26 protein-coding genes are annotated in these 26,683 nt (G+C 70.9%); 11 read left to right on the plus strand and 15 right to left on the minus strand.

The features are described 5' to 3' along the window. Positions 1-20: 20 nt before the first annotated feature. Both HDA40_RS01560 and HDA40_RS01565 read right to left on the minus strand, forming a co-directional pair. Positions 21-1,517 carry a midas domain-containing protein gene (locus tag HDA40_RS01560; protein WP_253750530.1) on the minus strand — a complete coding sequence of 499 codons (1,497 nt, stop codon included), beginning with the start codon at positions 1,515-1,517 and terminating at the stop codon, positions 21-23. Positions 1,518-1,615: 98 nt separating this feature from the next. After that, a complete protein-coding gene (locus HDA40_RS01565; RefSeq protein ID WP_253750533.1) occupies positions 1,616-2,203 on the minus strand; it encodes a hypothetical protein in 588 nt (195 codons plus the stop codon). Between the two features lie 91 nt (positions 2,204-2,294). Here HDA40_RS01565 and HDA40_RS01570 point away from each other — a divergent pair, with 91 nt between their 5' ends. Further along, positions 2,295-2,996 (plus strand): ANTAR domain-containing protein, encoded by a 702-nt coding sequence (locus tag HDA40_RS01570; protein WP_253750535.1) that lies wholly within the window; start codon positions 2,295-2,297, stop codon positions 2,994-2,996. 4 nt (positions 2,997-3,000) lie between these two features. Then, positions 3,001-3,879 carry an ANTAR domain-containing protein gene (locus HDA40_RS01575; protein ID WP_253750538.1) on the plus strand — a complete coding sequence of 293 codons (879 nt, stop codon included), beginning with the start codon at positions 3,001-3,003 and terminating at the stop codon, positions 3,877-3,879. Here HDA40_RS01575 and HDA40_RS01580 read toward each other — a convergent pair. Then, positions 3,866-5,491, minus strand: coding sequence for an ABC-F family ATP-binding cassette domain-containing protein (locus HDA40_RS01580; protein ID WP_253750541.1), 1,626 nt, complete (start codon positions 5,489-5,491; stop codon positions 3,866-3,868). The two genes, HDA40_RS01575 and HDA40_RS01580, sit on opposite strands and share 14 nt — an antisense overlap. 162 nt (positions 5,492-5,653) lie before the next feature. Beyond that, the gene (locus HDA40_RS41930; RefSeq protein WP_253750544.1) at positions 5,654-6,691 is read right to left on the minus strand and encodes a PASTA domain-containing protein; all 1,038 of its coding nucleotides are present in this window, start codon (positions 6,689-6,691) and stop codon (positions 5,654-5,656) included. A gap of 197 nt (positions 6,692-6,888) precedes the next feature. Here HDA40_RS41930 and HDA40_RS01590 point away from each other — a divergent pair, with 197 nt between their 5' ends. Together HDA40_RS01590 and HDA40_RS01595 are read left to right on the plus strand one after the other, a co-directional pair. After that, complete coding sequence (locus HDA40_RS01590) at positions 6,889-7,131, plus strand: hypothetical protein (RefSeq protein WP_253750547.1); 243 nt, start codon at positions 6,889-6,891, stop codon at positions 7,129-7,131. Positions 7,132-7,140: 9 nt separating this feature from the next. Continuing rightward, positions 7,141-7,809 (plus strand): class I SAM-dependent methyltransferase, encoded by a 669-nt coding sequence (locus tag HDA40_RS01595; protein ID WP_253750550.1) that lies wholly within the window; start codon positions 7,141-7,143, stop codon positions 7,807-7,809. Here the strand turns inward: HDA40_RS01595 and HDA40_RS01600 are convergent. Both HDA40_RS01600 and HDA40_RS01605 read right to left on the minus strand, forming a co-directional pair. Next, entirely contained in the window at positions 7,787-8,203 is a 417-nt protein-coding gene (locus tag HDA40_RS01600) for a DUF4395 domain-containing protein (protein WP_253750551.1), read from the minus strand. The genes HDA40_RS01595 and HDA40_RS01600 overlap by 23 nt on opposite strands. A 10-nt stretch (positions 8,204-8,213) precedes the next feature. Continuing rightward, positions 8,214-8,648 (minus strand): TlpA family protein disulfide reductase, encoded by a 435-nt coding sequence (locus tag HDA40_RS01605; RefSeq protein ID WP_253750554.1) that lies wholly within the window; start codon positions 8,646-8,648, stop codon positions 8,214-8,216. Between the two features lie 22 nt (positions 8,649-8,670). Between HDA40_RS01605 and HDA40_RS01610 the strand changes: the two genes are divergently transcribed. Beyond that, positions 8,671-9,612, plus strand: coding sequence for a phosphotransferase family protein (locus HDA40_RS01610; protein ID WP_253750557.1), 942 nt, complete (start codon positions 8,671-8,673; stop codon positions 9,610-9,612). Between the two features lie 143 nt (positions 9,613-9,755). On the opposite strand, the gene HDA40_RS01615 is transcribed toward HDA40_RS01610, so the two are convergent. Genes HDA40_RS01615 through ngcE form a run of 5 tightly spaced genes read right to left on the minus strand, consistent with a single transcriptional unit; the run spans position 9,756 to position 14,942 of the window. Then, complete coding sequence (locus HDA40_RS01615) at positions 9,756-10,673, minus strand: N-acetylmuramic acid 6-phosphate etherase (protein ID WP_253750560.1); 918 nt, start codon at positions 10,671-10,673, stop codon at positions 9,756-9,758. Then, positions 10,657-11,631, minus strand: coding sequence for a MurR/RpiR family transcriptional regulator (locus tag HDA40_RS01620; protein WP_253750562.1), 975 nt, complete (start codon positions 11,629-11,631; stop codon positions 10,657-10,659). Before HDA40_RS01620 ends, HDA40_RS01615 begins: the two co-directional genes overlap by 17 nt. A 14-nt stretch (positions 11,632-11,645) precedes the next feature. Then, on the minus strand, positions 11,646-12,557 hold the full coding sequence (locus HDA40_RS01625) for a carbohydrate ABC transporter permease (RefSeq protein WP_372502813.1): 912 nt from the start codon (positions 12,555-12,557) through the stop codon (positions 11,646-11,648). Beyond that, the gene (locus tag HDA40_RS01630) at positions 12,554-13,459 is read right to left on the minus strand and encodes a carbohydrate ABC transporter permease (protein WP_253750566.1); all 906 of its coding nucleotides are present in this window, start codon (positions 13,457-13,459) and stop codon (positions 12,554-12,556) included. The genes HDA40_RS01625 and HDA40_RS01630 overlap by 4 nt, the downstream gene beginning before the upstream one ends. A gap of 55 nt (positions 13,460-13,514) precedes the next feature. After that, the gene (ngcE, locus tag HDA40_RS01635; RefSeq protein WP_253750568.1) at positions 13,515-14,942 is read right to left on the minus strand and encodes an N-acetylglucosamine/diacetylchitobiose ABC transporter substrate-binding protein; all 1,428 of its coding nucleotides are present in this window, start codon (positions 14,940-14,942) and stop codon (positions 13,515-13,517) included. 185 nt (positions 14,943-15,127) lie between these two features. Between ngcE and HDA40_RS01640 the strand changes: the two genes are divergently transcribed. The 3 genes from HDA40_RS01640 (at position 15,128) to HDA40_RS01650 (ending at position 18,878) form a co-directional block, all read left to right on the plus strand. Then, complete coding sequence (locus HDA40_RS01640) at positions 15,128-16,084, plus strand: N-acetylglucosamine kinase (protein WP_253750572.1); 957 nt, start codon at positions 15,128-15,130, stop codon at positions 16,082-16,084. Positions 16,085-16,205: 121 nt separating this feature from the next. After that, complete coding sequence (locus HDA40_RS01645; protein WP_253750575.1) at positions 16,206-18,005, plus strand: glycoside hydrolase family 35 protein; 1,800 nt, start codon at positions 16,206-16,208, stop codon at positions 18,003-18,005. Between the two features lie 156 nt (positions 18,006-18,161). After that, on the plus strand, positions 18,162-18,878 hold the full coding sequence (locus tag HDA40_RS01650) for a hypothetical protein (RefSeq protein ID WP_253750578.1): 717 nt from the start codon (positions 18,162-18,164) through the stop codon (positions 18,876-18,878). A 16-nt stretch (positions 18,879-18,894) separates the two neighbouring features. On the opposite strand, the gene HDA40_RS01655 is transcribed toward HDA40_RS01650, so the two are convergent. The 3 genes from HDA40_RS01655 to HDA40_RS01665 form a co-directional block, all read right to left on the minus strand. After that, positions 18,895-19,797: a homogentisate phytyltransferase gene (locus tag HDA40_RS01655; protein WP_253750581.1), complete on the minus strand. Its 903-nt coding sequence runs from the start codon at positions 19,795-19,797 to the stop codon at positions 18,895-18,897. Between the two features lie 152 nt (positions 19,798-19,949). Beyond that, positions 19,950-21,017 carry a cytochrome d ubiquinol oxidase subunit II gene (cydB, locus tag HDA40_RS01660; protein ID WP_253750584.1) on the minus strand — a complete coding sequence of 356 codons (1,068 nt, stop codon included), beginning with the start codon at positions 21,015-21,017 and terminating at the stop codon, positions 19,950-19,952. Between the two features lie 20 nt (positions 21,018-21,037). Continuing rightward, on the minus strand, positions 21,038-22,480 hold the full coding sequence (locus HDA40_RS01665) for a cytochrome ubiquinol oxidase subunit I (RefSeq protein WP_253750587.1): 1,443 nt from the start codon (positions 22,478-22,480) through the stop codon (positions 21,038-21,040). Between the two features lie 728 nt (positions 22,481-23,208). Between HDA40_RS01665 and HDA40_RS01670 the strand changes: the two genes are divergently transcribed. Next, positions 23,209-24,078, plus strand: coding sequence for a lysophospholipid acyltransferase family protein (locus HDA40_RS01670; RefSeq protein ID WP_253750590.1), 870 nt, complete (start codon positions 23,209-23,211; stop codon positions 24,076-24,078). On the opposite strand, the gene HDA40_RS01675 is transcribed toward HDA40_RS01670, so the two are convergent. Then, a complete protein-coding gene (locus HDA40_RS01675; RefSeq protein ID WP_253750593.1) occupies positions 24,004-24,240 on the minus strand; it encodes a hypothetical protein in 237 nt (78 codons plus the stop codon). The genes HDA40_RS01670 and HDA40_RS01675 overlap by 75 nt on opposite strands. 299 nt (positions 24,241-24,539) lie before the next feature. Here HDA40_RS01675 and HDA40_RS01680 point away from each other — a divergent pair, with 299 nt between their 5' ends. Next, positions 24,540-25,913: an MFS transporter gene (locus tag HDA40_RS01680; protein ID WP_372503141.1), complete on the plus strand. Its 1,374-nt coding sequence runs from the start codon at positions 24,540-24,542 to the stop codon at positions 25,911-25,913. Positions 25,914-25,984: 71 nt separating this feature from the next. After that, the gene (locus HDA40_RS01685) at positions 25,985-26,680 is read left to right on the plus strand and encodes a thymidine kinase (RefSeq protein ID WP_372502816.1); all 696 of its coding nucleotides are present in this window, start codon (positions 25,985-25,987) and stop codon (positions 26,678-26,680) included. Positions 26,681-26,683: the final 3 nt, after the last annotated feature.

A 26,683-nucleotide genomic window follows, 5' to 3' on the forward strand; every position in this document is an offset into this window, starting at 1 on the left:
TGGGCCGCTGGTTCGGGCGGCTAGTCCTTGGGCAGCGCGAACTCGACCAGGTCCCGGTAGCGCTGAACAGCCTGCCGCAGCCGTTCGGTGTCGCCCTCGGCGTCCTCCCACTCGGACAGGGCCCGCTTCCGCTCCGCCAACGCCGCGGTGAGGCCCTCCAGAGCCTCGTCGGCGAGCGCCTGAGCATCCCGAGCCGCAGCCGCCGGATCGTCCACGAACCGCACCTGGACCTCGTGCCACCGGCTGCGCAGATTCTCCGCCGCCGTCGCGTCCCATAGGCCGGCCACGACCGGCAGCGGGTCCGCCACTGACCCGGCGTCCGTCGCTTCTGCCGCGACGGCCGCCGTTTCCTCCGCTACTTCCGCTTGCCCAGCGAACTCCCCAGCGTCGTCTGCTTCCCGAGCTGATTCCGCCGCGATCGGCTCGACGACAGCTGCTTGCACCGCAGTGTCTTCCACGGCGTCTTCCGCAGCGGCATCCTCCACCGTGGCGTCTCCCGCCGCGTCAGCGTCTTCCGCCGTTTCGTCAGCCGCGTCCGTCTCGGCGCTGGGCGCTTCCACCGCGTCGACGGCTTCGCCGGAGGCCACGTCGTCCGCCGCTTCAGTCTCAGCCGCTTCGGCTACAGGCTCGTCCACCTCGGCGACAGGTTCCTCCAGCTCGTCCGCACCGGACGACTCCGCACTAGGCGACTCTGCGCCCGGCGACTCCGCCAGGTCGGCCGCGTCGACCACCTCGGCCGTTTCCTCGGGTTCGCCGCCCGGTTCCTCGTCCCCGGACTCGGCCACGTCCTCGACGGCCGCGCCTTCGTCCGCCTCGTCTGTCACATCGTCTGTCACATCGTCTGCCGCGTCGGCCTCGCCGGCCGGCTCGTCCATGACGTCGCCATCGTCGGCCGCGTCCACGATGTCCGCCTCGCCGCTCGGCTCCACTGCGTCCGCTTCGTCGCCGGGCGACTCGGCTTCGTCGGCCTCCGCGGCCGGCTCCGCTACCGTGTCGGAGTCTTCCACCGCTGCGGCCTCGTCGGCCTCGGCTACCGGCTCATCGGTGGCAGTTTCGTCAGCCGATTCGTCTGATGCGTCAGCGATCTCGTCGGTGCTCTCCGCGTCCACCGATTCGTCGACCGGTTCGTCGACCGGTTCGTCTGTCGACTCGTCCGCTTCGTCGGCCGGCGACTCGGCGACGTCGGTCTCCGCGCTCGGTTCCGCGTCGTCGGCTGCCTCTGCGTCGTCCGCCTCCGCCGCGGAGGTCGGCGACTCCGCCAGGTCGGCCGCGTCGTCGTCCACTGCGGCGACCGTCGCGTCCACATCGGACGCATCGGGGCCTCCGGGAGCGTCGGTCGCGTCGTCGGCGGGTTCCCGCTGGGCGGGTACCACCAGGCGCTGCTCGTCGACCTCGGGGTCGGCTTCCGGCGCGGTGACGTGGTTGTCGATGTCGGCGGCGAAGTCGTCGATGACGTGCGGCTCCTCCTCCGGGTGATCCGAAGGCGCCAGCGGCCCCCGGATCTTGTCTGACTGCATAAGCCTTCCCCTTTCACACTGCGTCGGGGGACGCGGTGACTCGTGCCGCGTCGTGGTACGCGGCGAACAATGGGCCGCGTCGTGGGGGGCGCGGCGGGTCAGGGCCGCGAAGCCGGGCGACTTTCGGAGGTCGGCTGCGGCCGTTGAGGTGGTACGGGCTCCTCACCGAGCAGATCGGCGACAAGCTCGCGGTACTGCACTACCGCCTGCCGAAGTTCCTCGACGGACGCCTCGTGGCGGCGGGCGCGCTCGCTGATCTCGTGAGCCCGCCGGTAGGCCGAAAGCGTTCGGGCATGGTCGACGGACAGCTGCGCGACCTGGTCGTCGTAATCTCCGGTCGGGTACCCGATCTCACCCACGAGCCGGGTCACGACCTCGTCGGCGGCGCCGACGGAGTCCTCGGGCGCGTCGACGAATCGCGCCTGGACCTCCTGCCATTCGTCAGCGTATCTGCTTCGAGCGTCCGGCGTCAGTGGCCGAAGGTCGAGGTCGGCATGCCGACGTTGCCGTTCGAGCAACTCCTTCTCGGCCGCCGCCTTGCTGTCGTGTTCGGTGACCAGACGTTCGTACTCGTCGCCGAAGGTCGCCTGCAGTCTGCGACTGCGCTGGATCCGGACGGCGAAGACGGCGGCCGCCCCGAGGATGACGACGACCACGAGCAGAAGGATGACTTGTGCCGGTGACATGGCCTCTCCTTTCCGGTCGGGATCGCATACCCGGAGGATGGAGATTTCAATCCGGGTATGCGCGCCGTCCGAGGTGGAGCATGCTGAGAACATGACCGACCAGACGCGGGTGGCCCGAGCGTTCGCCGGTATCGCCCGCTGCGTCCTGGCGGAGTCGTCGGCCGCAGAGGTGTTGCAGGTCTTCGCCGACAGCTGTGCCGCGGCGGTGGGCGTACCGTCCGTCGGCGTGAGCGTCGGCCCGGTCGGTGACTGCCCGCACGTCATGGCCGCCTCGGACGAACGCGCGTACGTCCTGGAGGATGTGGCGGCCGGTGACGGGCCGACCCCGGCTCGCTACGTCCGCGCGTACGGGCGGTCGCTGGTCAACACGCGGCTGCTGCCGCACGACGGCCGGTGGCCGGCTGTCGCCGAGCGGGCGCTGGCGGCCGGCATCGGCCTGGTGACCGTGCTGCCGTTGCGGGACGCCGACGAGATCCTGGGCACCGTCACGCTGTACTGCGAGGACTGGGTCGGGCTGGAGGTACCCCGGATCGAGGTCGCCGAGGCGCTGGCCGTCACCGCGTCGGCCGTCCTGATCGAGGCTCGCCGCCGGGACGCCGCGGCTGCCCGCGCTCGGCGGCTGAGTGTGGCCCTCGACCAGCGGGTCCGGATCGAGCAGGCGGTCGGCCGGTTGGCCGAACGCTGGAACGTCACCCCGGACGAGGCGTACGAGCGCATGCGGCGGGACGCCGAGGAGCGCGATGTGCCGCTCGAGACTCTGGCACGGGAGGCGGCGGCCGTCGACCGCTGGTGACCTGATGACGTCCAGTGATCAACTCCGCGCCGCGATCCTTCTCGCCGCCGCGATGGCCGAGCACGAACGGCAATGTGCCGAACGGTCGCTGCGGTTCGCCGAGCGGCACGAGGGCCTCCTCGACACGGGGTCCGCCGAGCAACGCAAGCTGCACGAGCGGATGTCGGCCATCAATCGCGGCTCGGCCGAGCGTCACCTCGCCACCCGGCGGATCCATCTGGCCCACGCCGAGCGGCTGCGGAACTGGCGATTGGACGATCCGCTCGGCGTGGAGCCGTTCATGTCCGCGATGGCGGAGATCGTCGGCGCGCCGACCGCGCTGACCCTCGTCGGGAGCAGCCTGGCGCAGGCGTACGCCTCCGCCTCCGACGGGGTGGCCGAGGCCGCGCAGGATCTGGAGCTGATGCTCAGCGAGGGGCCGATGACCGATGCGGTCCGGGCGGGCGAGCCGGCGGTCGCCGAGGTGGGCAGCCGATCGGACGCGCAGCGCTGGCCGCTCTACCTGCCCGCGCTGGCCGACCTCGGCGTACGGGAGGTCATCGCGGTCCCCGTCGGGTCACGCTGGTCGCGCCTCGGCGCGCTGGCGGTGTTCGGCCCGGGGCATGCCGGAGCGATCGTGCGCCGACTGGGCCAGGTGGCCGACGCCCTGACCCAGTCGGTGCTGCTCGCGTCGGACAGCGCCGGCGGCTTTCCCTACCTGACGTTCTTCTCGGCCGGCTCGGGCCGCAGCACGATCCACCGCGCGGTCGGCATGCTCTGCGAGCGGATGGGCTGCGGCCCGGCGGACGCGCTGGCCCTGTTGCGGGCCCGCGCGTTCACCGCCGGGCTCGCGGTCGAGACCGTCGCCTCCGGGGTCGTCCGGCGCGAGATCACACTGGACTGACCTGCCGCTCGGGCAACGCCAGCTCCGGCCCCGCCCAGCGACGGCGCAGCCACCGGTCGTGCGAGGCGATGACGACCGCGCCGGGCGCGGTGCCCAGCGCCTGCTCCAGCTCGTCGGCCAGGGCCAGCGAGATGTGGTTGGTCGGCTCGTCCAGCAACAGCAGGTGCGGTGGCCGCGCCAGCAGCAACGCCAGCGCCACGCGCCGTCGCTGCCCCACGCTCAGCGCGCCCACCGGCCGGTCGAGATCACGCGGCGCCACGAGACCCAGCTCCACGAGCGGCACCGCCGGGCCGCCGGTCTCATACATCTCCCTAGGGGTACGCGACAGGTCCGGCCACTCGTCGTCCTGCGCCAACATGGCGGTACGCAGACCGCGGCGGCGCAGCACGACACCCTCCCCGGCGTCGAGGCGGCCGGCGAGCACACTGAGCAACGTGGACTTCCCGCTGCCGTTCGCCCCGGTGACCAGGAGGCGACCGGTCGCGCTCACGTCGAGCCGGTCGAGCTGGACCCGGCCGGGCACGTGCAGTCCGCGTACGGACAGCAACGGGCCGTCGTCGGGATCGGCCGACGCCGTCATCGCCGGAGCCCGGAACTCCAGGGGCGCTGGAGGTTTCCGGATCTGCTCCCGTTCGAGCACCGTGAGCCGTTGCTGCGCGTTGCGTACCCGTCGGGAGACCACGGCCTCGATCGCGCGGGCCTTGGCGAAGGCGATGTTCTTGTCACCGTCGCGGGGCGCGCGCCCGCTGTGGCCGACCTGGCGCGCGGTCACGCGGACCGCGTGCCGCAGCAGGTTGATCTCGTCCTGCTGAGCGAGGAAGGCCTGCTCCCATCGGGCCCGTTCGGCCCGTTTCGCCGACAGGTAGTCCGTGTAGGTGCCCCGGTAGCGGGTCGGCCCGCGCCGGCCGGTCATGTGCTGAGCCGGATCGAGGTCCACGATGTCGGTGCACACCTCGTCGAGGAACACCCGGTCGTGGCTGGCGACCACGACGACGCCGGGCAGCGCACGCAACCGCTCCTCGACGAACGCGACCGCCTCGTCGTCGAGGTGGTTGGTCGGCTCGTCGAGCAGCAGCGCCGACGGCTGCCGGACCAGCAGCGCGGCGAGCGCCACCCGGGACCGTTGACCGCCCGACATCTCGCCGAGCCGCCGGTCGCGGCCGAGCGCCGCCAGGCCGAGACCGTGCAGCACTTCGTCGGCGCGGCGGTCGGCGTCCCAAGCTCCGATCTCTTCGGCCCGGGTCAGCGCCTCACCGTAGACGTCGACCGCCGCGGAGTCGTCGGCCGCCCGCTGGGCGGCCTCCTCCAGCAGGGCGAGCACGGCCCGGCTTTCGGCCAGGGCTTCGGCGATCACGTCGCCGACCGTGTCCGTGGCGACGAACGGCAGCTCCTGGTGGAGCAGACCGAGGTCCGGCGGCCGGACGATCTCGCCGGCGTCCGGAGTGTCCACTCCGGCCAGCAGCCGCAGCAGGGTGGACTTCCCGGCGCCGTTCTCGCCGACCAGGCCGATGCGCTGGCCGGGCGAGGCGGTCAGGTGTACGCCGTCGAGCACGGCCCGGGGGCCGTAGAACTTCACCAGGTCGCGAGCGACCAGAAAAGGATTCGTAGACAAGAAAAGACACCACCGAAAGGGTCTGAAGAAAATGCCCGCCGGGTGTCGTCACCTCGGGCGCGGGCAAGGTCGGTGGTGTCACAGCTCCATAGTGCGTTGAGGTTAACACGATTCCGGGGCGTCGGGGAACGCCCCGGAATCGTGCGGTGGATCACCGCCGGTTCAGCCCTTGCCGCCCGACGACGGCTTGCAGCTCAGGTTGATCGGCGTGTCGGCCGGGACGGCGGTGCCCGCCTTCGGCGTCTGCGCGGTCACCACGTACCCGTCCAGCGCGGTCACCACGTTGCCGGACGGGTCCTTGCAGGTGATCGTGGAGAACCCGGCGTCGGTGAGGATCTGCTGCGCCGACGACGCCTTCTCCCCCACCACGTTCGGGACGCTGATCGTCACCGTCGACGGCGTCGGGGACGGGCTCGGCGCGGCGGTGCCGCTCGGCGCGGTACTGGCGGTGGCGGTGGCGGCCGCAGTGGTCGTCGGCGTCGCGCTCGCCCCTCCGGGGGTCGACGACTCCGACGCCGCCGCGGTCGGCGACGCGGGCGCCGCGGGCGTGGTCACCACCACGCTGGGCGACGGCGTGGCCGACGTCGACCCGGTGTCCTCGTCGCGGTTGCCCCAGTAGACCAGTCCCGCCACGCAGCACAGCAGGAGAAGCAGCAGCAAGAGCAGCCACAGCCACCACGGGCGGCGCTTCTTCTCCGGCGTACCCGAGGGCGGCGGGGCCGTCGGCGGGGTGCCGCCCGGTCCGGACGCGGCCGGCGTACTCGGTGCCGGTGCGGTCGGCGTCGCGGTCGGCGCAGGAGTCGGCGTCTCCGTGGCGGGCGGCTCGCTCACCGCCGCGGCGGCGACAGGTGCGGCGACGGGCGCCGGGTCTGCCGGTGCGGGCTGTTCAGCCGCGGCAGGTTCGGCCGGCGCGGCTGCGGGTTCGGCCGGCGGTTCGGCGGCGAACACCTGCTCGGTCGGAGCGTCCGCTGCCTCGGCAGCATCGGCCGGCTGCGGCGTCTCGACCGGTTCAGGCGTACCGGCCGGTTCGGGAGCGCCGGCCGGCGGGGCGTCGGACGCGGCAGCAGCAGCGACCGCGGCCGCTTCCGCAGCCGCAGCGGCAGCTAACCGGCGACGCCAGTTGATGTACCGGCCGCGATCGTCGCGCGGCGGGTTTGCTCGAGAGTCGAGCGGGAGGTCGGCGGCCTCGTTGTCAGACACTGACGCCTCTCAAGTCCGGGGGAACTTAGGAATTTCCATCGGACATCGTGAGGTTCGCCGCCCTTTCCGGCACTCGCCCGCAAGGTGAGTGATTCGCGCCGAACGGTCAGCGTACGGGTGCGGGGGCCGTCCACTGGGGAGGGCGGGACTACGCTGCGGGCCCTGCCGGGAACGAGCCGGATCGGTCACGCGCCGCGATGGGCAGCCTGTTGTTCCTGGTCGTCGCGCCGGGGGTGGTCACCGGACTGGTGCCGTGGTGGCTGACCGGCGGATGGCGTACCGGGACGACCATTCTGGTCCTGCGGCTGCTCGGCGCGATCCTGCTGACCGTCGGGACAGCCGCCCTTCCGTGGTCGTTCGGACAGTTCGTCTGGGAGGGCGCCGGCACTCCGGCCCCGGTCGCGCCGACTGAGCATCCGGGCGAAACGGGGCAACGCTAGCATCGGGATATGAGCGATCCCGATCAGCACGCCCGCGCGCTGGCCGCCGAGGCCGCCGCGAACAACGACGCGACCGGCTGGTTCGAGCGCCTGTACGCCGAGGCCGAAGCGGGGACGGCGGCCGTGCCGTGGGACAGCAGGGTGCCGCATCCGCTGCTGGTGGAGTGGGCCGACGCGGTCGAGCTGCACGGGCACGGCGAACCGGCGCTGGTGATCGGCTGCGGTTACGGCGACGACGCGGAGTTCGCCGCCGCCCGGGGTTTCGAGGTCACCGCCTTCGACGTCTCCCCCAGCGCCATCGCGGGCGTACGCGCCCGGTTCCCCGGCTCGGCCGTCCACTATGTTGCCGCCGACCTCTTCGAATTGCCCGAGGCGTGGCGTCAGGCGTACCAGTTGGTCGTCGAGATCTTCACGGTGCAAGCGCTACCGGTACGCCTGCGCGAGGCGGCGGTCGCGGCGATCTGCGAGACGGTGGCGCCGGGCGGTCGGCTGATCGTGATCCAGCGGTGGCGACCGGACGGCCCGGTGCCCGAGGGGCCGCCGTGGCCGCTGACCCGTGCGGACATCGAGCTGTTCACCGCGAACGGCCTGACGGCCGAGCAGGTGGAGATGCTGCCGGACGCCGACGGCGTGAGCGCCCGGTGGCGGGCGGAGTTCAGGCGCGACGCGGCCCGGTGACCCGGCGCAGCAGCAGGTACGCCTCGCAGCCGAGACACAGCCCGAACGCGGCGTTGAGGAACGCCGCGATCAGCGCGAACGCCGTCGCGACGAGGCCGACCGCGGTGGCGCCGGACAGGAAGCCGATCGCCGCGACGGTGGCGAAGACGAACCCGACGGCCTGCGCGAACCGGACCGGCTCGGCCGGCTCGACCGCACGGGGCGGGCCGAGCCGGGGTGCGACCAGGACGCGGAAGAGCGCCCCGTAGGGCGCGTGCCGGGCGCTGACCGCGCCGACGGCGAACACGACCGCCTGGGCGGCGGCGAGCCAGCCGCTGCGGGTGAGTGCGGTCACGATGAGAACCACCGTGGTGACTACCGCCGCGAAGCGCGGTCCACGGACGTCGAGCTGCATGAACGCAAAGTTACTGGGCGGTTGTGAACTCGCCGAGAACCGCCGTGATCGCTCCCACCAGCTGGGCACGGGTCGGCTGGCCGCTGGCCCGGCGGACGATCGTCCCGGCGGCGTCCACGAGCAGCACCGTCGGCGTACGCATGATGCCCAGTTCGCGGACGGCACCGAGGTGCGACTCGGCGTCCACCTCGACGTGGCGTACGCCGTCGACGGTCTTCGCGGCCTGCTCGCACAGGGCGCGGGTGGCCCGGCACGGGGCGCAGAACGCCGACGAGAACTGCAGCAGGGTCAGCGGTGTGCCCGGCTGCCAGCCGAGTTCGCGCAGCATCGGGACCTCCCCCGGGGTCTGGGCGGTGAACCGGCCGTTACGCCGTTTCCACACGACGCCGATCGCGCTCGCGGCGGCGAGGGCGACGACGACGGTAAACAAGCTGACCAACGGCACCGGTCAACGGTAGCTTCCCGGTGTGAACGAATTGCGGCCGGAAGACTGGGCGACGACGGAACTCACAGCACGCGGGATCAGCGTGCACGAGGTCACCTGGCCCCACCGATATCCCTGGTCCCAGGTGGCCAAGATCACTACGGACGCCGGGGACATGTGGCTCAAGCTCAACCTCGCCGACACGGCGTACGAGGCGGGGCTGTTGCGGCTGCTGGGCACGCTCGTGCCGGCGCACGTCGTGGTCCCCCTCGCGGTCGACGCCAGGCGCGGCTGGTCACTCAGCCCCGACGGCGGCGTGACGCTGCGGGCGCACGAGGACGGCAAGTTCCGGATCGAGGTGTGGGAGCAGATGCTCGGCGAGTACGCCGACGTCCAGCGCAGCCTCACTCCGCACGTGGCCGACCTCCTCGCCGTGGGTACGCCCGACCTGCGGCCGCAGCGCCTGCCGGAGTGGTTCGACCTGCTGCTGAACGATCCGTTCGTCCGGGCGAACGTCACCGGCCAGCTCGACGCGCTGACCGCGATGCGGCCGGTCGTGCAGCGGGCCGCCGAGGACCTCGTCGCGTCCGGAATCGGCCCGACGTTGCAGCACGACGATCTGCACGACGCCAACGTGCTCGTCCGGGGCGACAAGCACGCGTTCTTCGACTGGGGCGACGCCAGCGTGGCACACCCGTTCGGGACGCTGCTGGTGACGTTGCGGGTCGCCGCCCGCAAGGCGGAGGTCGAGGAGGGCGACCCGCTCCTGGCCCGGCTGCGGGACGCGTACCTGGAGGCGTGGACGGGCGAGCACACACGGGCGGACCTGGTCCGCTGGGTCGACGCCGCGCTGACCGTGACGAAGATCAGCCGGGCGCTGTCGTATCGGCGTTCACTGCGCGACGCCGACGAGAAACTACTCTCCGAGTACGGCGAAGGCGTCTGGGGCTGGTTCACCGAACTGCTCGAAGCCAACCCGATCTGACCCGTCCTCCTGCGCCCCGCCCGCCCCACTCGGCGCACGCATAAGCGGCAGATCAGGGATATGCCTGCGATCTTGAATCAAGATTCCAGGCATATCCCTGATCTGCCACCAAAGCGCAGCGTGAGTGCAGCGCCAGCGCAGCGTCAGGAGGCGGTCAGGCGGGAGACCGCGGGCCGGATCGCCCCACGGGTCTCGGCGAGCGCCTGCCGTGCGGCGTCGACGTCGGCGAGCTGGTGGTCGGGCGCGGCCAGCAGCATGAGCAACGCCACCGACGGGTCGTCGCCGGATTCGGCCAGCGCTTCGGCTGCGAGGTCTCCGTCGACGTGCGCGGCGGCCGACAGCGTCCACACCGCGCGGCGGCGCAGTTTGGCGTTGGTCGGCACGGCGCAGACCATCAGGTTGCCGTAGGTCCGCCCGTACTTGACCATCAGCGCGGTCGAGAACGTGTTGAGGATCAGCTTCGCCGCGGTGGCCGCCTTCATCCGGGTCGAGCCGGTGATGATCTCCGGGCCGGTGTCGGCGGCGATGAAGATGTCGGCGTGCTCGGCCAGTGACGCCCGCGGGTTGGACGTGATCAGCCCGGTCGTCGCGCCCAGCTTGCGGGCTTGCCGCAGCGCACCGCCGACGTAGGGGGTGCCGCCGCTCGCGGCCACGCCGAGCACCAGGTCACCGGGTTTGACGTCGGAGGCGTCGCGCGCCCCGGCGGTGTCGTCGTCCTCGGCTTGTTCGGCGGCCCGCCATAGGGCGTCCACCCCGCCCGCGACGTGCGGGACGACCTGGTCCGGTCGCAGCGCGTAGGTCGGGCGCAGCTCGGCGGCGTCGGCGAACGCGACCCGGCCGGAGGTGCCCGCGCCGAAGTAGTGGATGCGGCCGCCGCCGGCCAGGGCGCGGACCCCGGCCTCCACGGCCTCGCCGATCTGGGGCAGTACCGCCGCCACCGCCGCCGGCACGGTCGCGTCGGCCTCGTTGATCAGCCGCAGGACGTCAGCCAGCGGCAGTTCGTCGATCCGGTCGGAGGCGGGGTTGCGGCGTTCGGTCGGAGCGTCAGGTTCGACTTCCACGTACACGGTTGTTGGTCCTGCCTGCAGAGTGTCGGGACGAGACCGCGTCGTGCGCGCGGTCGAACGCCTCCCACGTCTGATCACCGCGACGCTGCGCGAGCGCGGCGAACAGACAGTCGGCGACGTAGAGCTGAGCGATCCGGCTGACGGTCGCGCCGGTGCGGAAGAAGATGCTCTCCCGTCCGGCGCTGGCCAGCACGATGTCGCTCATCTCAGCCAGGGGTGAGCGGGGGTAGTTGGTGATGGCCAGGGTCGTGGCGCCCCGCTGCTTCGCCACGCGGACCGGGTCGAGCACTTCGACGGTGCGCCCCGAGTGCGACACCGCGATGACGACGTCCTGGGCGCTCAGATGCGCCGCGGACGCGACCGCGCGGTGCACGTCGGAGTACGCCAGACAGGTGAGCCCCAGGTGGGACAGCTTGTGGTCGAGGTCGGCCACGACGACGTCGCTGGAGCCGACGCCGTAGAGGTAGACCCGGTGCGCCCGGTTCAGGGCGTCGACCGCCGCCGACAGCGCCTCCAGGTCGAACGTGTCCACAGTGTCCTGGATGGCGCGCTGCGCGGCGTGGGCCATCTTCTGGGTGATGGCCGGGAAGTTGTCCTCCGGCGCGATGTCGGTCTCCGCGCCGATCGGCACGTGCCGGCCGGCCGACTGCTGCCGGTCGACCGCCACGGCCAGCAGCAGCCGCAGCTCGTGGTAGCCGGTCAGGCCGACGTCGCGGCAGAACCGGGTGACCGTCGTGGCCGACGTGCCGGCTCGCCGGGCCAGCTCGGAGATGCTGGCCCGGGCGATCTCCGACGGCTGCTCGATGACGAGCCGGCCGACCGCCTGCTCAGAGTCGGGCAGCGAGGGCAGCAGGCCCCGGAGGCGGGCCAGCAGGGAGTCGGCGTCGATCGGCGGGGTGTCGCGCAGCGCACCCGAACCGGAGGCGGCCGCGCCGGAGGAAACAGTCGTCATGGGCACATCATCCGTCACTTCATCTGACCGGCGGTGAGTCCGGCCTGGATTTGCCGCTGGAACACGGCGTACACGACGAGGACGGGCAGCATGGCCAGGGTCAGCCCGGCGAACAGCCGGGAGTAGTCGCCCCGATAGCCCTCGCTGACCGCCAACGCGGCCAGCCCCTGTGCCAGGACGTACTTGTTCTCGTCCTTCAGCAGGACGACCGGCAGCAGGTACTGGTTCCAGTGGGCGAGGAAGTTGAAGATGCCGACGCTGATCAGGCCGGGCTTGGCCATCGGCAGCATCACCCGGAAGAACAGCCGGAACGGTCCGCAGCCGTCGATCAGGGCCGCTTCGCTGACCGCGGTGGGCAGCGTACGGAAGAACGCGGTGAGGAAGAAGACCGTGAACGGCAGCGAGTACGCCGTGTACACGAGCATCAGGCCGGGCAGCGTGTTGAGCATTCCCGCGTCGCGGACGACGAAGAACAGCGGCACGAAGGCGAGCACGACCGGGAACATCATGCCGCCGACGAAGGCGAAGTAGACGATCCGGTTGCCCCAGAACTGATACCGGGCCAGGGCGTACGCCGCGGTCGCGCCGAGCAGCATGGTCAGCGTCAGCGAGCCGATCAGCACGATGCCGGTGTTGAGGAAGTACTGGCCGATGTGGCCGTGCGTCCAGGCTCGGCTGAAGTTGTCCCAGCGCAGCGATCCCGGCAGCCCCCACGGGTCGGACAGGATCTCGTTGTCGCTCTTGAACGCGCTCAGCACCGCCCACAGCAGCGGCAGCGCGGTGAGCAGACCCCAGACGAGCAGGAACCCGTGGGAGAAGACGTTGAGGGTGCCGTCGACCAGGCTCTTGCCGCCGGAGCGCTTCGCCGGAGCTCGCCGGGTGGCCGCGGCCTCGGTCGCCGGGTCGGCCGAAGTCAGAGTGCTCACGACAGCTCGATCCTCTCGCGGCGGGTCAGTCGCAGCGCGACGATGGTGATGGTGAGGGTCAGGAAGAACATGACCACGCCGATGGCCGAGCCGTAGCCGAACTGCGAGTCCCCGAAGGACACGTCGTACACGCGCTCGCCGATGACGTCGGTGGAGAAGCTGGGCCCGCCCCGGGTCATGATCTGGACCAGGGCGAACGAGTCCATCGCGATGATGGCCAGGTACACCCAGGCGACCTGGATGGTGTCCCACAGCAGCGGGACGGTGATCTTGAACATGGTGGCGAACCGGCTGGCTCCGTCGAGCGCGGCGGCCTCGTAGATGTCCTTGGGCACCGACTGCATCGCCGCGCCGAACAGCACGACGTAGAAGCCGACGTTCGACCAGACCATGACGGCTATCACGGCCGCCAGTGCCACGTCGGGGTCGCCGAGCCAGATCTGTGCCAGGCCGTCCAGGCCGATCGCCCGCAGTCCCGCGTTGAGCAGGCCCGACCGGGGGTTGTAGACCTCGGTCCACAGCACGCCGATGACGGCGACCGACAGCATCTGGGGCGCGAAGTAGATCAGCTTGTAGACCGACGCGCCCCACACGCCGGTGATCCGGCCGCTGCGCCCGCCGACGTTGAGCATCGTGGCCAGGAACAGCCCGAGCAGGATCGTCACGACGGGCAGCAGCAGGAGCAGCCACAGGTTGTGCAGCAGCGCGTTCCAGATGTGCTCGTCGTTCCACAGTCGCTTGAAGTTGTCGAGCCCGACGACGTTGTAGTTCCGTGAGAGCCCGTGCCAGTCCGTCGTGGAGATGACGAAGGTCTGCGCGTACGGGGAGATCACGAAGTACGCGTACAGCGCCAACGGGGGCAGCAGGAAGGTCGCCAAGAGCGGCCATTTCCCGTGCTTCACAGTGTCACCTCCCAAAGGGGGAGCCCACGCCGGGCTCCCCCTCCGTCTAGCCGGATCACGCGGTGCGCTTGTACTTCTTGAAGGAGCTGTCGGCGGCGATCTCGTCGGCGCCCTTCTGACAGGCCTTGAGGAACTCGTCCGGGGTGGTACGCCCGGAGAAGAAGTCGCCGCACGCGGCGTCGACCAGGTTGCGCTCCAGCTTGCGGTAGTACACCGGGTACACCCAGTTGAAGCCGTTGGTGCCGGACGCCTTGAGCGCGTCGGCCACTGAGGACAGGCCCGGCGGCAGGGTGACGCCGTCGGTGGAGCCGGCCACGATCGTCAGGCTGGACACCTTCGTGGTGAAGTCCTTGGCGCCCTTCATCGACAGCATGTGCCGCATGTACTCGAGGCCGCCGCGCTCGTTCTTGGCCTTGGCGGGCACGATGAACGGCTCGCCGGCGGTGCCGCGGATGGCCTCGAACGGCAGCTTGTCGCCGGCGCCGAGGCTGGGCGTCGGCGCGACCGACATGTTGAAGCCGGCCGGGGTGACGTCCTTCTGCTCGCTCTCCAGCCACGACCCGTTGGGGATCATGGCCGCCTTGCCCTTGCACCACTCGGCCTGGGACTGCTTGTGGTCCAGGCCGGGGGTGCCTTCGAGGATGTACTTGTCCTTGACGATCTGGTACCAGGCGTCGGCGGCGGTCTTCATCGCGTCCGAGGTCCACGCGTTCGGCTCGAGGTTGTCGATGGCCAGCGCGACGGAGTTGCCGCCGAGCTTGATGGCCGTCGACAGCACCGCCCAGCTGAAGTAGCGCGGGTGCTTGCCGGCGTAGGTCCACGGGGCGATGCCGGCGGCCTTGATGGTCTTGCACAGCGCGATGTGCTCGTCCCAGGTCTTCGGGTACGCCCAGCCCTTGTCGGCGAACAGCTTCCGGGAGTACCAGATGCCGTAGACGCTGTAGGCGTAGTTGAGCGCGTACACGCCTTCGCCGAAGGTGCCGGACGCGACCGCGCCGGGCAGCAGGGTGTCGCGGACCTTCTTGCCCGGCACGTCGAGGCTGGGCGCGTCGAGCAGCGGGGTCAGGTCGGCGAGCTGGTTCTGCGCGACGAGGTCGCCCAGCGGGATCTGGCCCGCGCCGGAGTCGTTGATGAAGTCCGGCGGGGTGCCGTCGACGAACCGCGGCTGGAGGGTCTTGTTGATCTCCACGACGGCGGAGTGCTTGATCTCCGCCTTCGGGTAGGTCTCCTTGTACATCGCCTCGTGCGCCTTGGCGTAGTCCTCGCCGAAGCCGCCGTTGAAGATGACGATCTCGAGCGGGGCGTCTTCCTTGACGCCGAGCGGGTTCTTGTCGCTCTTGGTGCCCTCGTACTTGTCGGACTTGGTCTCGGGCTCGTCGTCACCGAGCGCGCAGCCGGAGAGCAGGCCCGCCGATCCGGCGACCGCCGCCGCGCCCGCGCCGGCGCGCAGTACCGCGCGGCGGGTCAGATCCTGTGCAGACATTCGGGTGTCCCTCTTCGTTGATGGGAGGTCTGTGGTGATGGGAGATCTAGGGGTGGTGCCTCGTGTGCGGTGCGAGTGGTGAGACTGTGCCGGGTCGCCGTTGCCGTTGTCAAGGTTTAACCGTCACCTTTGTTGGATCGTTAAGAAATCACCGTGACCTCGGCGCGACGTGTATCGTCCCCGGCGTGCTCACCATCGGCCTCGACGTCGGCGGCACCGGCGCTCGCGCCGCCCTCGCGCGCGACGGCGTCATTATTGCCACGACCAGCACAGATCGACCAACCCGTATCGGTTCCGGCGGCGTGGACGCGGCCAACGCGGTCGCGGTCCTGACACCCCTCGTCCGTGAACTGGTCACTGGCCGCCCGGCCCCGATCGACGCGGTCGGCGCCGGCCTCACCGGCTTCGCGTTGCTCGGCGACGAGCTACGGGTACGCCTGCCGCAAGCGCTGGCCGAGGCGGCCGGAACGCCCGTCGTGGTGCTCTGCTCCGACATGCTCACCTCGTACGCGGGCGCGCTGGGCCTGCGCGGCGGAGCGGTCGTCGCGGCCGGCACCGGGGCGGTGGCGCTGGGCTCGGACTGGCTGGGCGCCTGGCATCGGGTCGACGGCTGGGGCTACCTGCTCGGCGACATCGGCGGCGGCTCGTGGCTCGGCCGTGCCGGGATGCAGGCGGCGCTGCGCGCGTCGGACGGCCGTCCCGGCGGCTCCCCCGTCCTGCTCGCCGCCCTGACCGAGCGGTACGGCGACCCGATCGCCCTCGTCCGCGACCTCGCCGGGCGCGACGACCGCGCCGGGGTGATGGCCGGGTTCGTGCCCGCGATCGCCGCCGCCGCGCAATCCGGTGACCCGGTCGCCGCCGGGCTGCTCGCCGAGGCCGGTACGCAGCTGGCCACGTCGGCGCTCGCCGCGCTGCCGCCCGGCGCGCCGCGCGAGATCGCGTACACGGGCAATCTGTTCCAGGCCGGTCCGGCGTTGTGGGACGCGTTCGCCACGACCGTGACCGCCGGCGCGACGCTGCGGGAACCCGGTGGCAGCGCCGTCGACGGGGCACTGCGCCTCGCGCAGGGCGCGGCCGAAGACGCCCTCCCGCCCAACGCCCCCCTCCACCTCACCCGCCCGTCCACCGCCTCGCCCCGTTGATCATGGAGTTTCCGGTCACGACACACCGGCGAGACCACGGTCAACTCCATGATCAACGGGACTGGACTGCGGTGAGGCCGGCACGTTGGTAAGCGCTTTCCGAACCTGTTAGCCTGCCCCGATGCACGAGACGTTCGAGGTGACTCCGGCCGGTTTCCAGCTGGACGGCCGGCCCTTCCGGGTGCTGTCCGGCGCGCTGCACTACTTCCGGGTGCATCCCGGCCAGTGGCGGCACCGGCTGCGCATGCTGCGCGCGATGGGCTTGAACACGGTGGAGACCTATGTTCCGTGGAACCTCCACGAGCCGCGCCGCGGCGAGCATCACTTCGACGGGCTGACCGATCTGGCCGGCTTCCTCGACGCCGCCCGCGACGAGGGCCTGTACGCGATCGTGCGCCCCGGCCCCTACATCTGCGCCGAGTGGGACAACGGCGGTCTGCCGGCGTGGCTGACCGGCAGCCTGCCGCCGACCCGGCTGCGCTGCGCGGATCCGGCGTACCTGGCCGAGGTGGACCGCTGGTTCGACGTGCTCGTCCCGCACGTCGCCGCCCGTCAGATCACCCGCGGCGGGAACGTGCTCATGGTGCAGGTCGAGAACGAGTACGGCTCCTACGGCAGCGACCTGACCCATCTGCGGCACCTCGCCGACGGGCTGCGCGAGCGCGGCGTGGACGTGCCGCTGTTCACCTCCGACGGCCCCGAGGACCACATGCTCACCGGCGGTTCGGTCCCGGGTCTGCTCGCGACGGTGAACTTCGGCAGCCGCCCGCTCGAGGCGTTCGCCAAACTCGCCGAGCACCGCCCGGATGACCCGAAGTTCTGCATGGAGTTCTGGTGCGGCTGGTTCGACCACTGGGGCCACGACCGCGTGCTGCGGGATCCGGGCGACGCCGCCGCCGACCTCGCGGCGATGCTCGCGGCGGGCGCGTCGGTCAACGTCTACATGGCGCACGGCGGCACGAACTTCGGCACGACCGCGGGCGCGAACCTGGCCAACCCGAGTCTCGACGGCGACTTCCGGCCCACGGTCACCTCCTACGACTACGACGCCCCGATCGACGAGGCCGGCCGGGCGACGCCGAAGTTCTGGGCGTTCCGCGAGGTGCTGTCCGCGTACCGCAACGAGGTGGACGGGCCGCTGCCCGACCCGCCCGCGCCCACGCCGGTCCAGCCCCGAGCCTCGGTCACGCTTGCTCAACGGGTACGCCTGACGCAGGTCATCGACGAGGTCGGCGCGCCGGAGACGGTCGCGCCGCAACCGCCGTCCTTCGAGGAGCTCGGGATCGTCCATGGGATCGTGCGCTACACGGCGACCGTCCCGGGACCTCGGACGGCGTACCCGTTGGTGGTGCGGGGACTGGCCGACCGCGCGCAGGTGGCGGTCGACGGCGCGGTGATCGGCGTGCTGGAGCGCGACCGGCCCGCGGACCTGTCGTTCGCGGTGCCGGCTGCCGGCGCGCGGCTGGAGCTGCTGGTCGAGTCGATGGGGCGGCCGAACTATGGTCCGCTCGTCGGCGAACGCAAGGGGATCACCGGCGGTGTACTGCACGAGCGCCAGTACGTGCACGGCTGGACCGCCCGCGCGCTGCCCCTGGACGGCCCGTTGCCCGCCGTGCCGTGGGACCACGCCGACGACACTGACGCCGTCGCCGACAGCATTGTGGACGGACCGGTCTTCCGCCGCGGCTTCGTGACGGTCGACGGTCTCGCCGACGCGTGGTTGCTGCCCGGCGGCGGCAAGGGCTACCTGTGGCTCAACGGTTTCCTGCTGGGCCGCTACTGGTCGGCCGGACCCCAGCGTGCCCTGTACGCTCCGACGCCGCTGTGGCATGAGGGCGCCAACGAACTGGTCGTCCTCGAACTCGACACCCCCGCCGCGGCCGCCGCCCTGTCCATCCTCGACTCCCCCGCCCTCACCTGACGCTGCGCTCGACTCCGCCGCGCGTACGCTGGCGCTGCTCGAACCCGCCGTGGGGTGAGGCCCGGCGGGGTGTCGGTTGCCGGACTGTCGGTAGCCTCTGGTAGAAGAGTGCTATCAAACATGTGTTCGGAGAGTGGACGGAGTGGAGTAGCGACGATGACCGGGAAGGGACTGACCAAGACGGATCTGGAGCAGATCCGTGGCGTGCTCGACGGCGGCAAGCGGCCGCGTGTGATGTTCACCGAGTCGGCCGGGCAGATCGCCGGCCAGATCGGCCAGGTCGTCGCCCTGGAGGATCCGGACGCCGGTGACGAGTGGATCGTGGTGAAGTTCGGCGGCGACGCCCTGCCCTTCTCCCCCGCCGATCTCCAGATGCCGCCTCGGGGCGCGGCTGCCCGGCGTGCCGACGCCGTGGTGACGCCGGCTCCGGAGCAGACTGAGCCGGGCGGGCGGCGTCCGCTCGCGATCGGCGAGGACCTCATCGATCCCGCCAAGCCCAGCACCGAGAAGACCGCACGTCAGGAGCCCGCAGTGTCCGAAGAAACCCCCGCCGAGCCGGCCGCGCCGGCGCCTCGTAAGCCGGCCGCGCGTGCCGCGAAGGTGAAGACCCCGCCGGGGTTGGTGGTGACGCTGGCCTACACCGAGGGTGAGTGGACGGTCGGCGCGATGCAGGGCTCCAAGGCGCTGGCCAAGCCGTATGTCATCAAGCCGGCGGAGGCGCTGAAGATGGTGAGCCTGCTCGACGTGCCGGGCGTGCAGGAGGCCGTGGAGCACATTCTGGAGTCCGAGCGCGACAACGCGCGGGCGGCGGCGGAGAAGCTGCGGGCGGAGCTGGCCGAGGTCGAGGCGAAGCTGGCCGAGCTGGGCGCCTGAGCCCACCCGTTCGGGGTCAGGCCAGCAGCACCGCCAGCGGGAAGACCACGAACTCGACGTAGAACAGCTTCCAGATCAGCATGTAGTAGCGACGGACGGCGTCGGTGTCGGCGCCGTCCACGCGTATCCCGGTCAGCCACAGCACCGCCAGCGCGGCGGCGTGCGCGGCGACGAGCACCACGCTGTCGACGTCCGGGACGCCGGCCAGCCCGGCGGCGATGACGGCGGCGTACCCGAGGCTCAGGATCGCCTGGCACAGCCGCAGGGTGCGGCGGGGGCCGATGGTCAGCACCAGGGTCGAGATCTGGTGGCGGCGGTCGCCGTCGACGTCCGGGATGTCTTTCATCAGGGCGATGACGGCCGCGAACCCGGCCATGAACCCCACCATGAGCAGCACGTACGCCGGCAGTTCGGCCCGCCCGGTGAGCGCGGCCGAGTAGGCGAGGTAGACGCCGAGGTTGGCCACGACCGCACGGGCGGCGATGATGCACGCCGCGGCCAGCAGCGGGAACCGTTTGAGCCGCATCGGCGGCACCGAGTAGCCGGTGCCGATCGCGGCGATGATCGCGATCGCGGTGAACAGGTAGCGGCCTTGCAGCCCGGCCAGCAGCAGCGCCACCCCGCCGGAGACGGCCACGATCGCGACCGCGCCGCCGCGGCGCAGCGTACCGGCGGCCAGCGGCAGGTAGGGCTTGCTGATCCGGTCGATCTCGACGTCGGTGAGCTGGTTGAGCCCGACGACGTAGACGTTGACGGCGAGGCTGGCGACCAGCACCACCAGCCACAGGGCGGGGTCTTGTCGTTGGGCGGCATGGGTGGCCAGCACGTAGAGCGCGCAGACCGCCAAGGCGGTGCCGATGATCGTGTGCGGGCGCGAGAACGCCCACAGGGTGCGCAGTCCCGCCGCGGTGGTCCTCATGCCGCTGACTATGCCTTGATCAAGGATGCCGCACCACCGGCTCGCCACTGGTGGTGCGGCATTTTCATCCCCTCGGTGCAGTGGTTGAGTCGGTCCGGGTGGGATGACTGAGTCCTCCGCGACGGGGCGACTGAGTAGGCGGGTGAGCCCCCTCAGTGAGCGCCGTCGGGGATGTGCTCGACGCCGATGCGCTTGCGGAACACCCAGTAGGTCCAGCCCTGGTAGAGCAGCACCAGCGGGGTGAACACGACCGCCACCCAGGTCATGATCTTCAGCGTGTACGGGGTGGACGACGCGTTCTGCGCGGTCAGGCTCCACTCGGGCAGCAGCGACGACGGGAACACGTTCGGCCACAGCGCCACGAACAGCGACACCACCGTCAACGCGATGGCCGCCGCCGTCCCGGCGAACGCCCAGCCTTCCTTGCGGGTGCCCGGCCGCTGCCCCTTGCGTACGACTATGAGTGACAGGGAGGCCGCGAACGCCGCGACGGCTGCCACGGACAGCACGATCGACGCGCCGGTGGACCGGTAGCTGAAGGTGAACGCGAAGAACGCCACCGCGAACAGCGCGGCGAGCAGGCCGGCCTTCGACGCGACCGCGCGGGCGTGGTCGCGGACCTCGCCGGTGGTCTTGAGGGTCAGGAAGATCGCGCCGTGGGTGAGGAACAGCAGCACCATGGTCACCCCGGCGAGGACCGAGTACGGGTTGAGCAGGTCCCAGAATGAGCCGACGTATTCCAGCGGGCCGTTCGGCAGCGGCTTGGGCCGGATCTTGAGGCCGTGGACGATGTTGCCGAACGCGACGCCCCACAGGAACGCCGGGACCACCGACCCGATCACGATGCAGGCGTCCCACCGCCGCCGCCACTTCGGGTCGTCGCGGGTGCCCCGGTACTCGAACGCCACCCCGCGCACGATCAGCGCGACCAGGATGAGCAGCAGCGGCAGGTAGAACGCGCTGAACATGGTGGCGTACCACTCGGGGAACGCGGCGAAGGTCGCGCCGCCGGCGGTGATGACCCACACCTCGTTGCCGTCCCAGACCGGCCCGATCGTGTTGATCAGGACGCGGCGGCGGCGTTCCGCGAGGGCCCGGTCGCCGTGGGCCCGCCCGAGCACGGGCAGCAGCATGCCGACGCCGAAGTCGAAGCCTTCCAGGACGAAGTAGCCGGTCCACAGGATGGCGATGAGGATGAACCAGACGGTGGTCAGTTCCATGTCTTGTCTCCGCCTCAGACTCAGTACGCGAACGCGAGGGGCTGGTCGGTCTTGTCGGGCCGCTCCGGCGGCGGCGTCACGTCCGGCACGCCGGCCTTGGCGTACTTGAGCAGCAGCCCGACCTCGACGATCGCGAGCACGCCGTAGAGCGCGGTGAACACGGTCAGCGAGGTGATCACCTCACTGACGCCGACCGTCGGCGACACCCCTTGCGCGGTTTTGAGCTGGCTGAACACGATCCACGGCTGGCGGCCCATCTCGGTGAAGATCCAGCCGACCGAGTTCGCGGCCAGCGGCAGCAGCGGCAGGGACAGCCCGGCCCAGCGCAGCCAGCGCGTCCTGGGCGTACGCCCGCGCCGGGTCGCCCACAGCGCCCAGAGGGCGAACAGCCCGGCGATCGCCCCGAAGGTGATCATGAGGCGGAACGTCCAGTAGGTCACCGGGATGATCGGCGTGTAGCTGCCCGGCCCGAACTTCTGCTCGTACTCGGCCTGCAGGTCGTTGATGCCCTGGACCTGCCCGTCGAAGCTGCCCGTCCCCAGGAACGACAGCAGGCCCGGGATCTCGATCGAGTAGATCGGCTCGCTGCCGTCGAGGGTGCCGATGGTGAACAGCGAGAACGGCGCCGGCTGCGCGGTCTCGTACAGGGCCTCGGCCGCCGCCATCTTCATCGGCTGCACCTCGGTCATGATCTTGCCCTGGGTGTCGCCGGTGACGAACAGCGCCGCGGTCGCCACCAGCACCGTCCACCCGCCGACCTTCAACGCGCTGCGGTACGCCCGCCGGTCGGCGTCCTTGTCCGCGTCGCCGGTGGGGCGCTTGCGCATGACGTGCCATAGCGCCACCCCGGCGACCAGGGCGCCCCCGGTCAGGAAACAGCCGGCGAGGGTGTGCGGGAAGGTCACCAGGGTGACCTTGTTCGTCAGGACCGCCCCGAAGTCGGTCAGCTCGGCCCGGCCGGTCTCGGGGTTCAGCTTGAACCCGACCGGGTTCTGCATGAACGAGTTCGCGGCCAGGATGAAGTACGCCGACAGCGCGGTGCCGAACGCGGCGATCCAGATGCACGCCAGGTGGATCTTGCGGGGCAGCTTGTCCCAGCCGAAGATCCACAGCCCGAGGAACGTCGACTCGAGGAAGAACGCCAGCAGCGCCTCGATGGCCAGCGGCGCGCCGAAGATGTCGCCGACGAACCGCGAGTACGCCGACCAGTTCATGCCGAACTGGAACTCCTGCACGATGCCGGTGACGACACCCATCGCGAAGTTGATCAGGAACAGCTTGCCGTAGAACTTGGTCAGCTTCAGCCAGCGCACGGCGTGCGGGTCGCCGCGCTTCTCGGCGCGTACCCAGGCGGTCTGGAATCCCGCCACGAGGAACGACAGCCCGATCGTGATCGGCACGAAAAGGAAGTGGTAGACGGTGGTGATGCCGAACTGCCACCTGGCCCAGTCGAGCGCGTCCATGCCTGTCCCTCCGCCGGTCGTCCTGCCATGACCCGTCTGCCGTGACCATACGACCGCCCCGGGTGCCTTGGAGGGGAAATGTGACCCAACTCCGCAGGCCGCAGGTCCTGCGCCGGGTGGGGTGGTCTGACCGGATTCGATGGCCGGGCCCGTCGATCCCCTGCTGGGAATGGGTTCCCCCGTCGCGCGCCCGCTCAGCTGGTGCGCAGAAATCGTGTTTGCGCACGTCGCGGCCACAGCCGCCCGCCATGAGTCGATAGTCTACGGCTATCGCCGCAGCATTCCGCCCCGGTCTACGGGCATCGCCGGGGCTTCGGGTGCCGGGCCCGGCCGGGCGGGTCATGTCTGCTGAGGCCGGGCGTCGCTGGGCGGGCTTGGTGATCTCCGGATGCTCGCGTGAGGGGCGTGGCCGGGCTGGTGCGGTGATCTCGGGGCGTTCGCGTGTCTGGCATCGCTGGGCGGGCTCGATGATCTCCGGATGCTTGCGTACCTCACCGGCCGGCCGAAAGGTGCTCCGCCTTCCGGAGATCACCGTATCCGGGCCCTCCCGAGCCGGCCCTCGCACGACGCGGCTGCCCGGCGCCGCGCCGGCGCGCCCACGCGGGCCCGGCGCGATAGCCGTCCGACCCGAGCCGTCCGACCCGAGCCGTCCGACCCGCGCCGCATGAGCCGCACGAGACGCCCCGGTGACACCGACCCAGCCCCAGGTGTGCCACGATCGTCCCGCGATGAGCGCGACGACTGCCCCGACCGGCCCCCGTTGGCGCGCGCCCCTGGTCTGGCGCGTGCTGCAGGGCCTCGCCCGGATCCTGACCGGCCTGCTAGCCCGGCTCGAGGTCACCGGCGACGTGCCGGCCGGACTGCGCCACGGGCCGCTGATCCTGGCCGTGAACCACATCGGCACGTTCGACCCGATCGCTTTGTCGGCCGCCACGCGCAAGATCGGCGTACGGCCGCGGATCATGGCGACGGGCGGCCTGTTCCGGGCGCCGATCGTCGGCACGGCGATGAAGGCCAGCGGGCACATCCGGGTCAACCGAACCCGCGTGTCGGCCGACGAGGCGCTGGCGTCGGCAGCCGTCGACGACGCGGTCGCCGCGCTCGCCGAAGGCAGCGTCGTGGCCGGCTACCCGGAGGGCCGCATCACCCTCGATCCCGGGCTGTGGCCCGAACGGGGCCGCAGCGGCATGGCCCGGCTGGCGCTGATCACCGGCGCGACCGTCGTCCCCGTCGCCCAATGGGGGTCACACGAAGTCATCCCGTACGCCGACATCCTGCCCAACCTCGCCCGCGCCGTATGGCGGGACATCCGCGTACGCCCGACGGTCAAGGTGCACTTCGGCACCCCGGTCGACCTGTCCGGGCTGGACCCCGCCGTACGCGGCGACGTCCAACGCGCCACCGACCGCATCATCGCAGCGCTGCACTCGGAACTGGCGCCACTGCGCAAGGACGAACCCGAACGGCCCGCGTACGCCGACCCGACCCGGCCCAGCGAGACCCGGCGGTCGTTCAACCCCGACTCACGTACGCCGACGGTGCTTGATGTACGCGGCGACGACCTCCCGGGTGCTGGCCAACCCCAGCAGCGCCCGTAACTCGGCGACCCGGCGGTTCGCCGTCCGTAACGACATCCACTCCGATTGTGCGGCCGCGGCGATGGTCTGCCCGTCGGCCAGCCGCTCCAGCAGGGCCACCTGATCGGGGGCAAGGCGCACCACCCAGTCGTCGGAGCCGGTTTCGGCAGCCAACCCGAACACCTCCCCACCCTCCGCGCCGCCGGGGGGACCGGTGCCGCCGGCGCGTCCCTCCCCTTCGAGGCCTGCCTATTAAATTGACGATCGTTCGGACATTGTCACTGACGACGTACGGATTGACTAGAGGCATCCGGCAACCGGCAGACCTACCCTCGGCAGAACGTCGGATACCCGCCAGGAAGATGGACGTCTCTCCCACCCGAACCTGACGGACGTGTCGCGCCGTACGAGAGCGCCCCCCGGCGGAAGCGGCGCGCCGGGACGGGACCGGCCACCCGGATGATCGCGGCCGGCACCCGGTACTGGCATCATCTGCCGCTATGACCGCAGAAGCGCCGCCCCAGACGGGGGCCGCCGCCTTGTCCACGCCGCGGGAGCGGCTCGGTTGGTACTTCTACGACTGGGCCAACTCGGCGTTCTCCACGACCGTCGTCACCGCCTTCCTCGGCCCCTACCTGACGGCGATCGCGAAGGCGGGCGCCGACGCCGCCGGCAACGTGCACCTGCTCGGCCTGACGTTCAAAGCCGGGTCGCTGTTCCCCTACGCCACCTCCCTGTCGGTGGCGTTGCAGGTCCTCGTACTGCCCATCGCCGGCGCGATGGCCGACCGGTCCAGCCGCAAACGCCGCCTGCTCGGCCTGTTCGCCTACATCGGCGCGGTCGCCACGATCGGCCTGCTGTTCCTCACCGGCGAGCGGTACGCCCTCGGCGCCACCCTGTTCCTCATCGCCAACGTCGCGTTCGGCGCCAGCGTCGTGGTCAACAACTCGTTCCTGCCGCAGCTGGCCGACGAGAACGACCGCGACGCCGTGTCCAGCCGCGGCTGGGCGTTCGGCTACCTCGGCGGCGGTCTGCTGTTCCTGTTCAACGTCGTCGCCGTGGTCCTGTTCGGCACCGACGACCACAGCAAGGCCGAAGTCGCCCGCTGGTCGCTGGTCTCCGCCGGCGTCTGGTGGGCCGTGTTCACCACCCTGCCGCTGATGTGGCTCCGCGACCGGCCCGCGACCGGCGGCGAACGCCACGGCAACGTTCTGCTCGACGGCTTCCGCCAGCTGTGGCACACGCTGCGCAGCCTCAAGGCGTACCCGCTGACCCTGTTCTTCCTGATCGCGTTCCTCGTCTACAACGACGGCATCCAGACCGTCATCGGCCTGGCCGGCACCTACGCCTCCGAAGAACTCGGCTTCGACATCACCGTCACCATGCCCGTCATCCTCATGGTCCAGTTCATGGCGTTCGGCGGCGCACTGCTGCTCGGCTGGCTCGCCAAGCTGTTCGGCGCGTGGAAGACCGTCCTCGGCAGCCTCGCGGTCTGGTCCGTCATCGTCGTCGCCGCCTACTTCCTGCCCGAAGGCAAAGTCCTGCCGTTCGCCGCGCTCGCCGCCGCGATCGGCCTGGTCCTCGGCGGCAGCCAAGCCCTCTCCCGGTCGCTGTTCTCCCAGCTCATCCCCAAGGGCCGCGAAGGCGAATACTTCGGCCTGTACGAGATCTCCGACAAGGGCACCAGCTGGCTCGGCCCACTGCTGTTCGGCTTCGCGTTCGACCAGACCGGCAGCTACCGGTTCGCGATCGTCTCACTCATCGCGTTCTTCATCTTCGGCTTCGCCGCACTGCTCGCCGTGCCCATGCGGCGCGCGATCGCCGCCGCCGGCAACACACCGCCCAAGCTTCTCTAACATCAACGTGTACGCCGTGTGCACACCGGGTGGTGTGCACACGGCAGCCTGCGTTTACTAGGCTGCCGCCCGTGGATCACACCGGACACGGGGCGTCCTGCCATGCGGCGGGCGACGGCCGACTACGCGACGGAGCCTCCCTGAAGTTCTTCTGGGGGCCGATGGACTGCGGCAAGTCCACACTGGCCCTGCAGATGGACTACAACCACTCCCGGCAAGGCCGCCGCGGCGTCGTGCTCACCCGCAACGACCGGTCCATGAGCCCCCGCGTCACCACCCGCATCGGCCTGTCCCACGAGGCCGTCGAAGTGACCGACGACCTAGACCTCGTCACCCTCGTCCGGGAACGCTGGGCCGCCGGCGCCGCCGTCGACTACCTGATCTGCGACGAAGCCTGCTTCTACACCGAGCACCAGATCGAACAGCTCGCCGACCTCGTCGACACCTACGACGTCGACGTGTACGCCTTCGGCCTGGCCACCGACTTCCGCTCCCAACTGTTCCCCGCCGCCCGCCGCCTGTTCGAACTCGCCGACAGCGTCCACCGACTCCAAGTCGAAGTCCTCTGCTGGTGCGGCCGGCCCGGCCTGCTCAACGCCCGCATCGTCGCCGGCACCGTCGCCCGCGAAGGCGAACAGGTCGTCATCGGCGACACCGGCGCCACCGAAGCCGACGTACGCTACCAAGTACTGTGCCGCCGCCATTACCGCGCCGGCGAACTGGGCACCAAGGACACCGCTCTGGCGCACGACGGCTCGGCTGAGTAGCGT

The organism is Hamadaea flava, assembly GCF_024172085.1.
In the GTDB taxonomy this organism is placed as follows: Bacteria; Actinomycetota; Actinomycetes; order Mycobacteriales; family Micromonosporaceae; genus Hamadaea; species Hamadaea flava.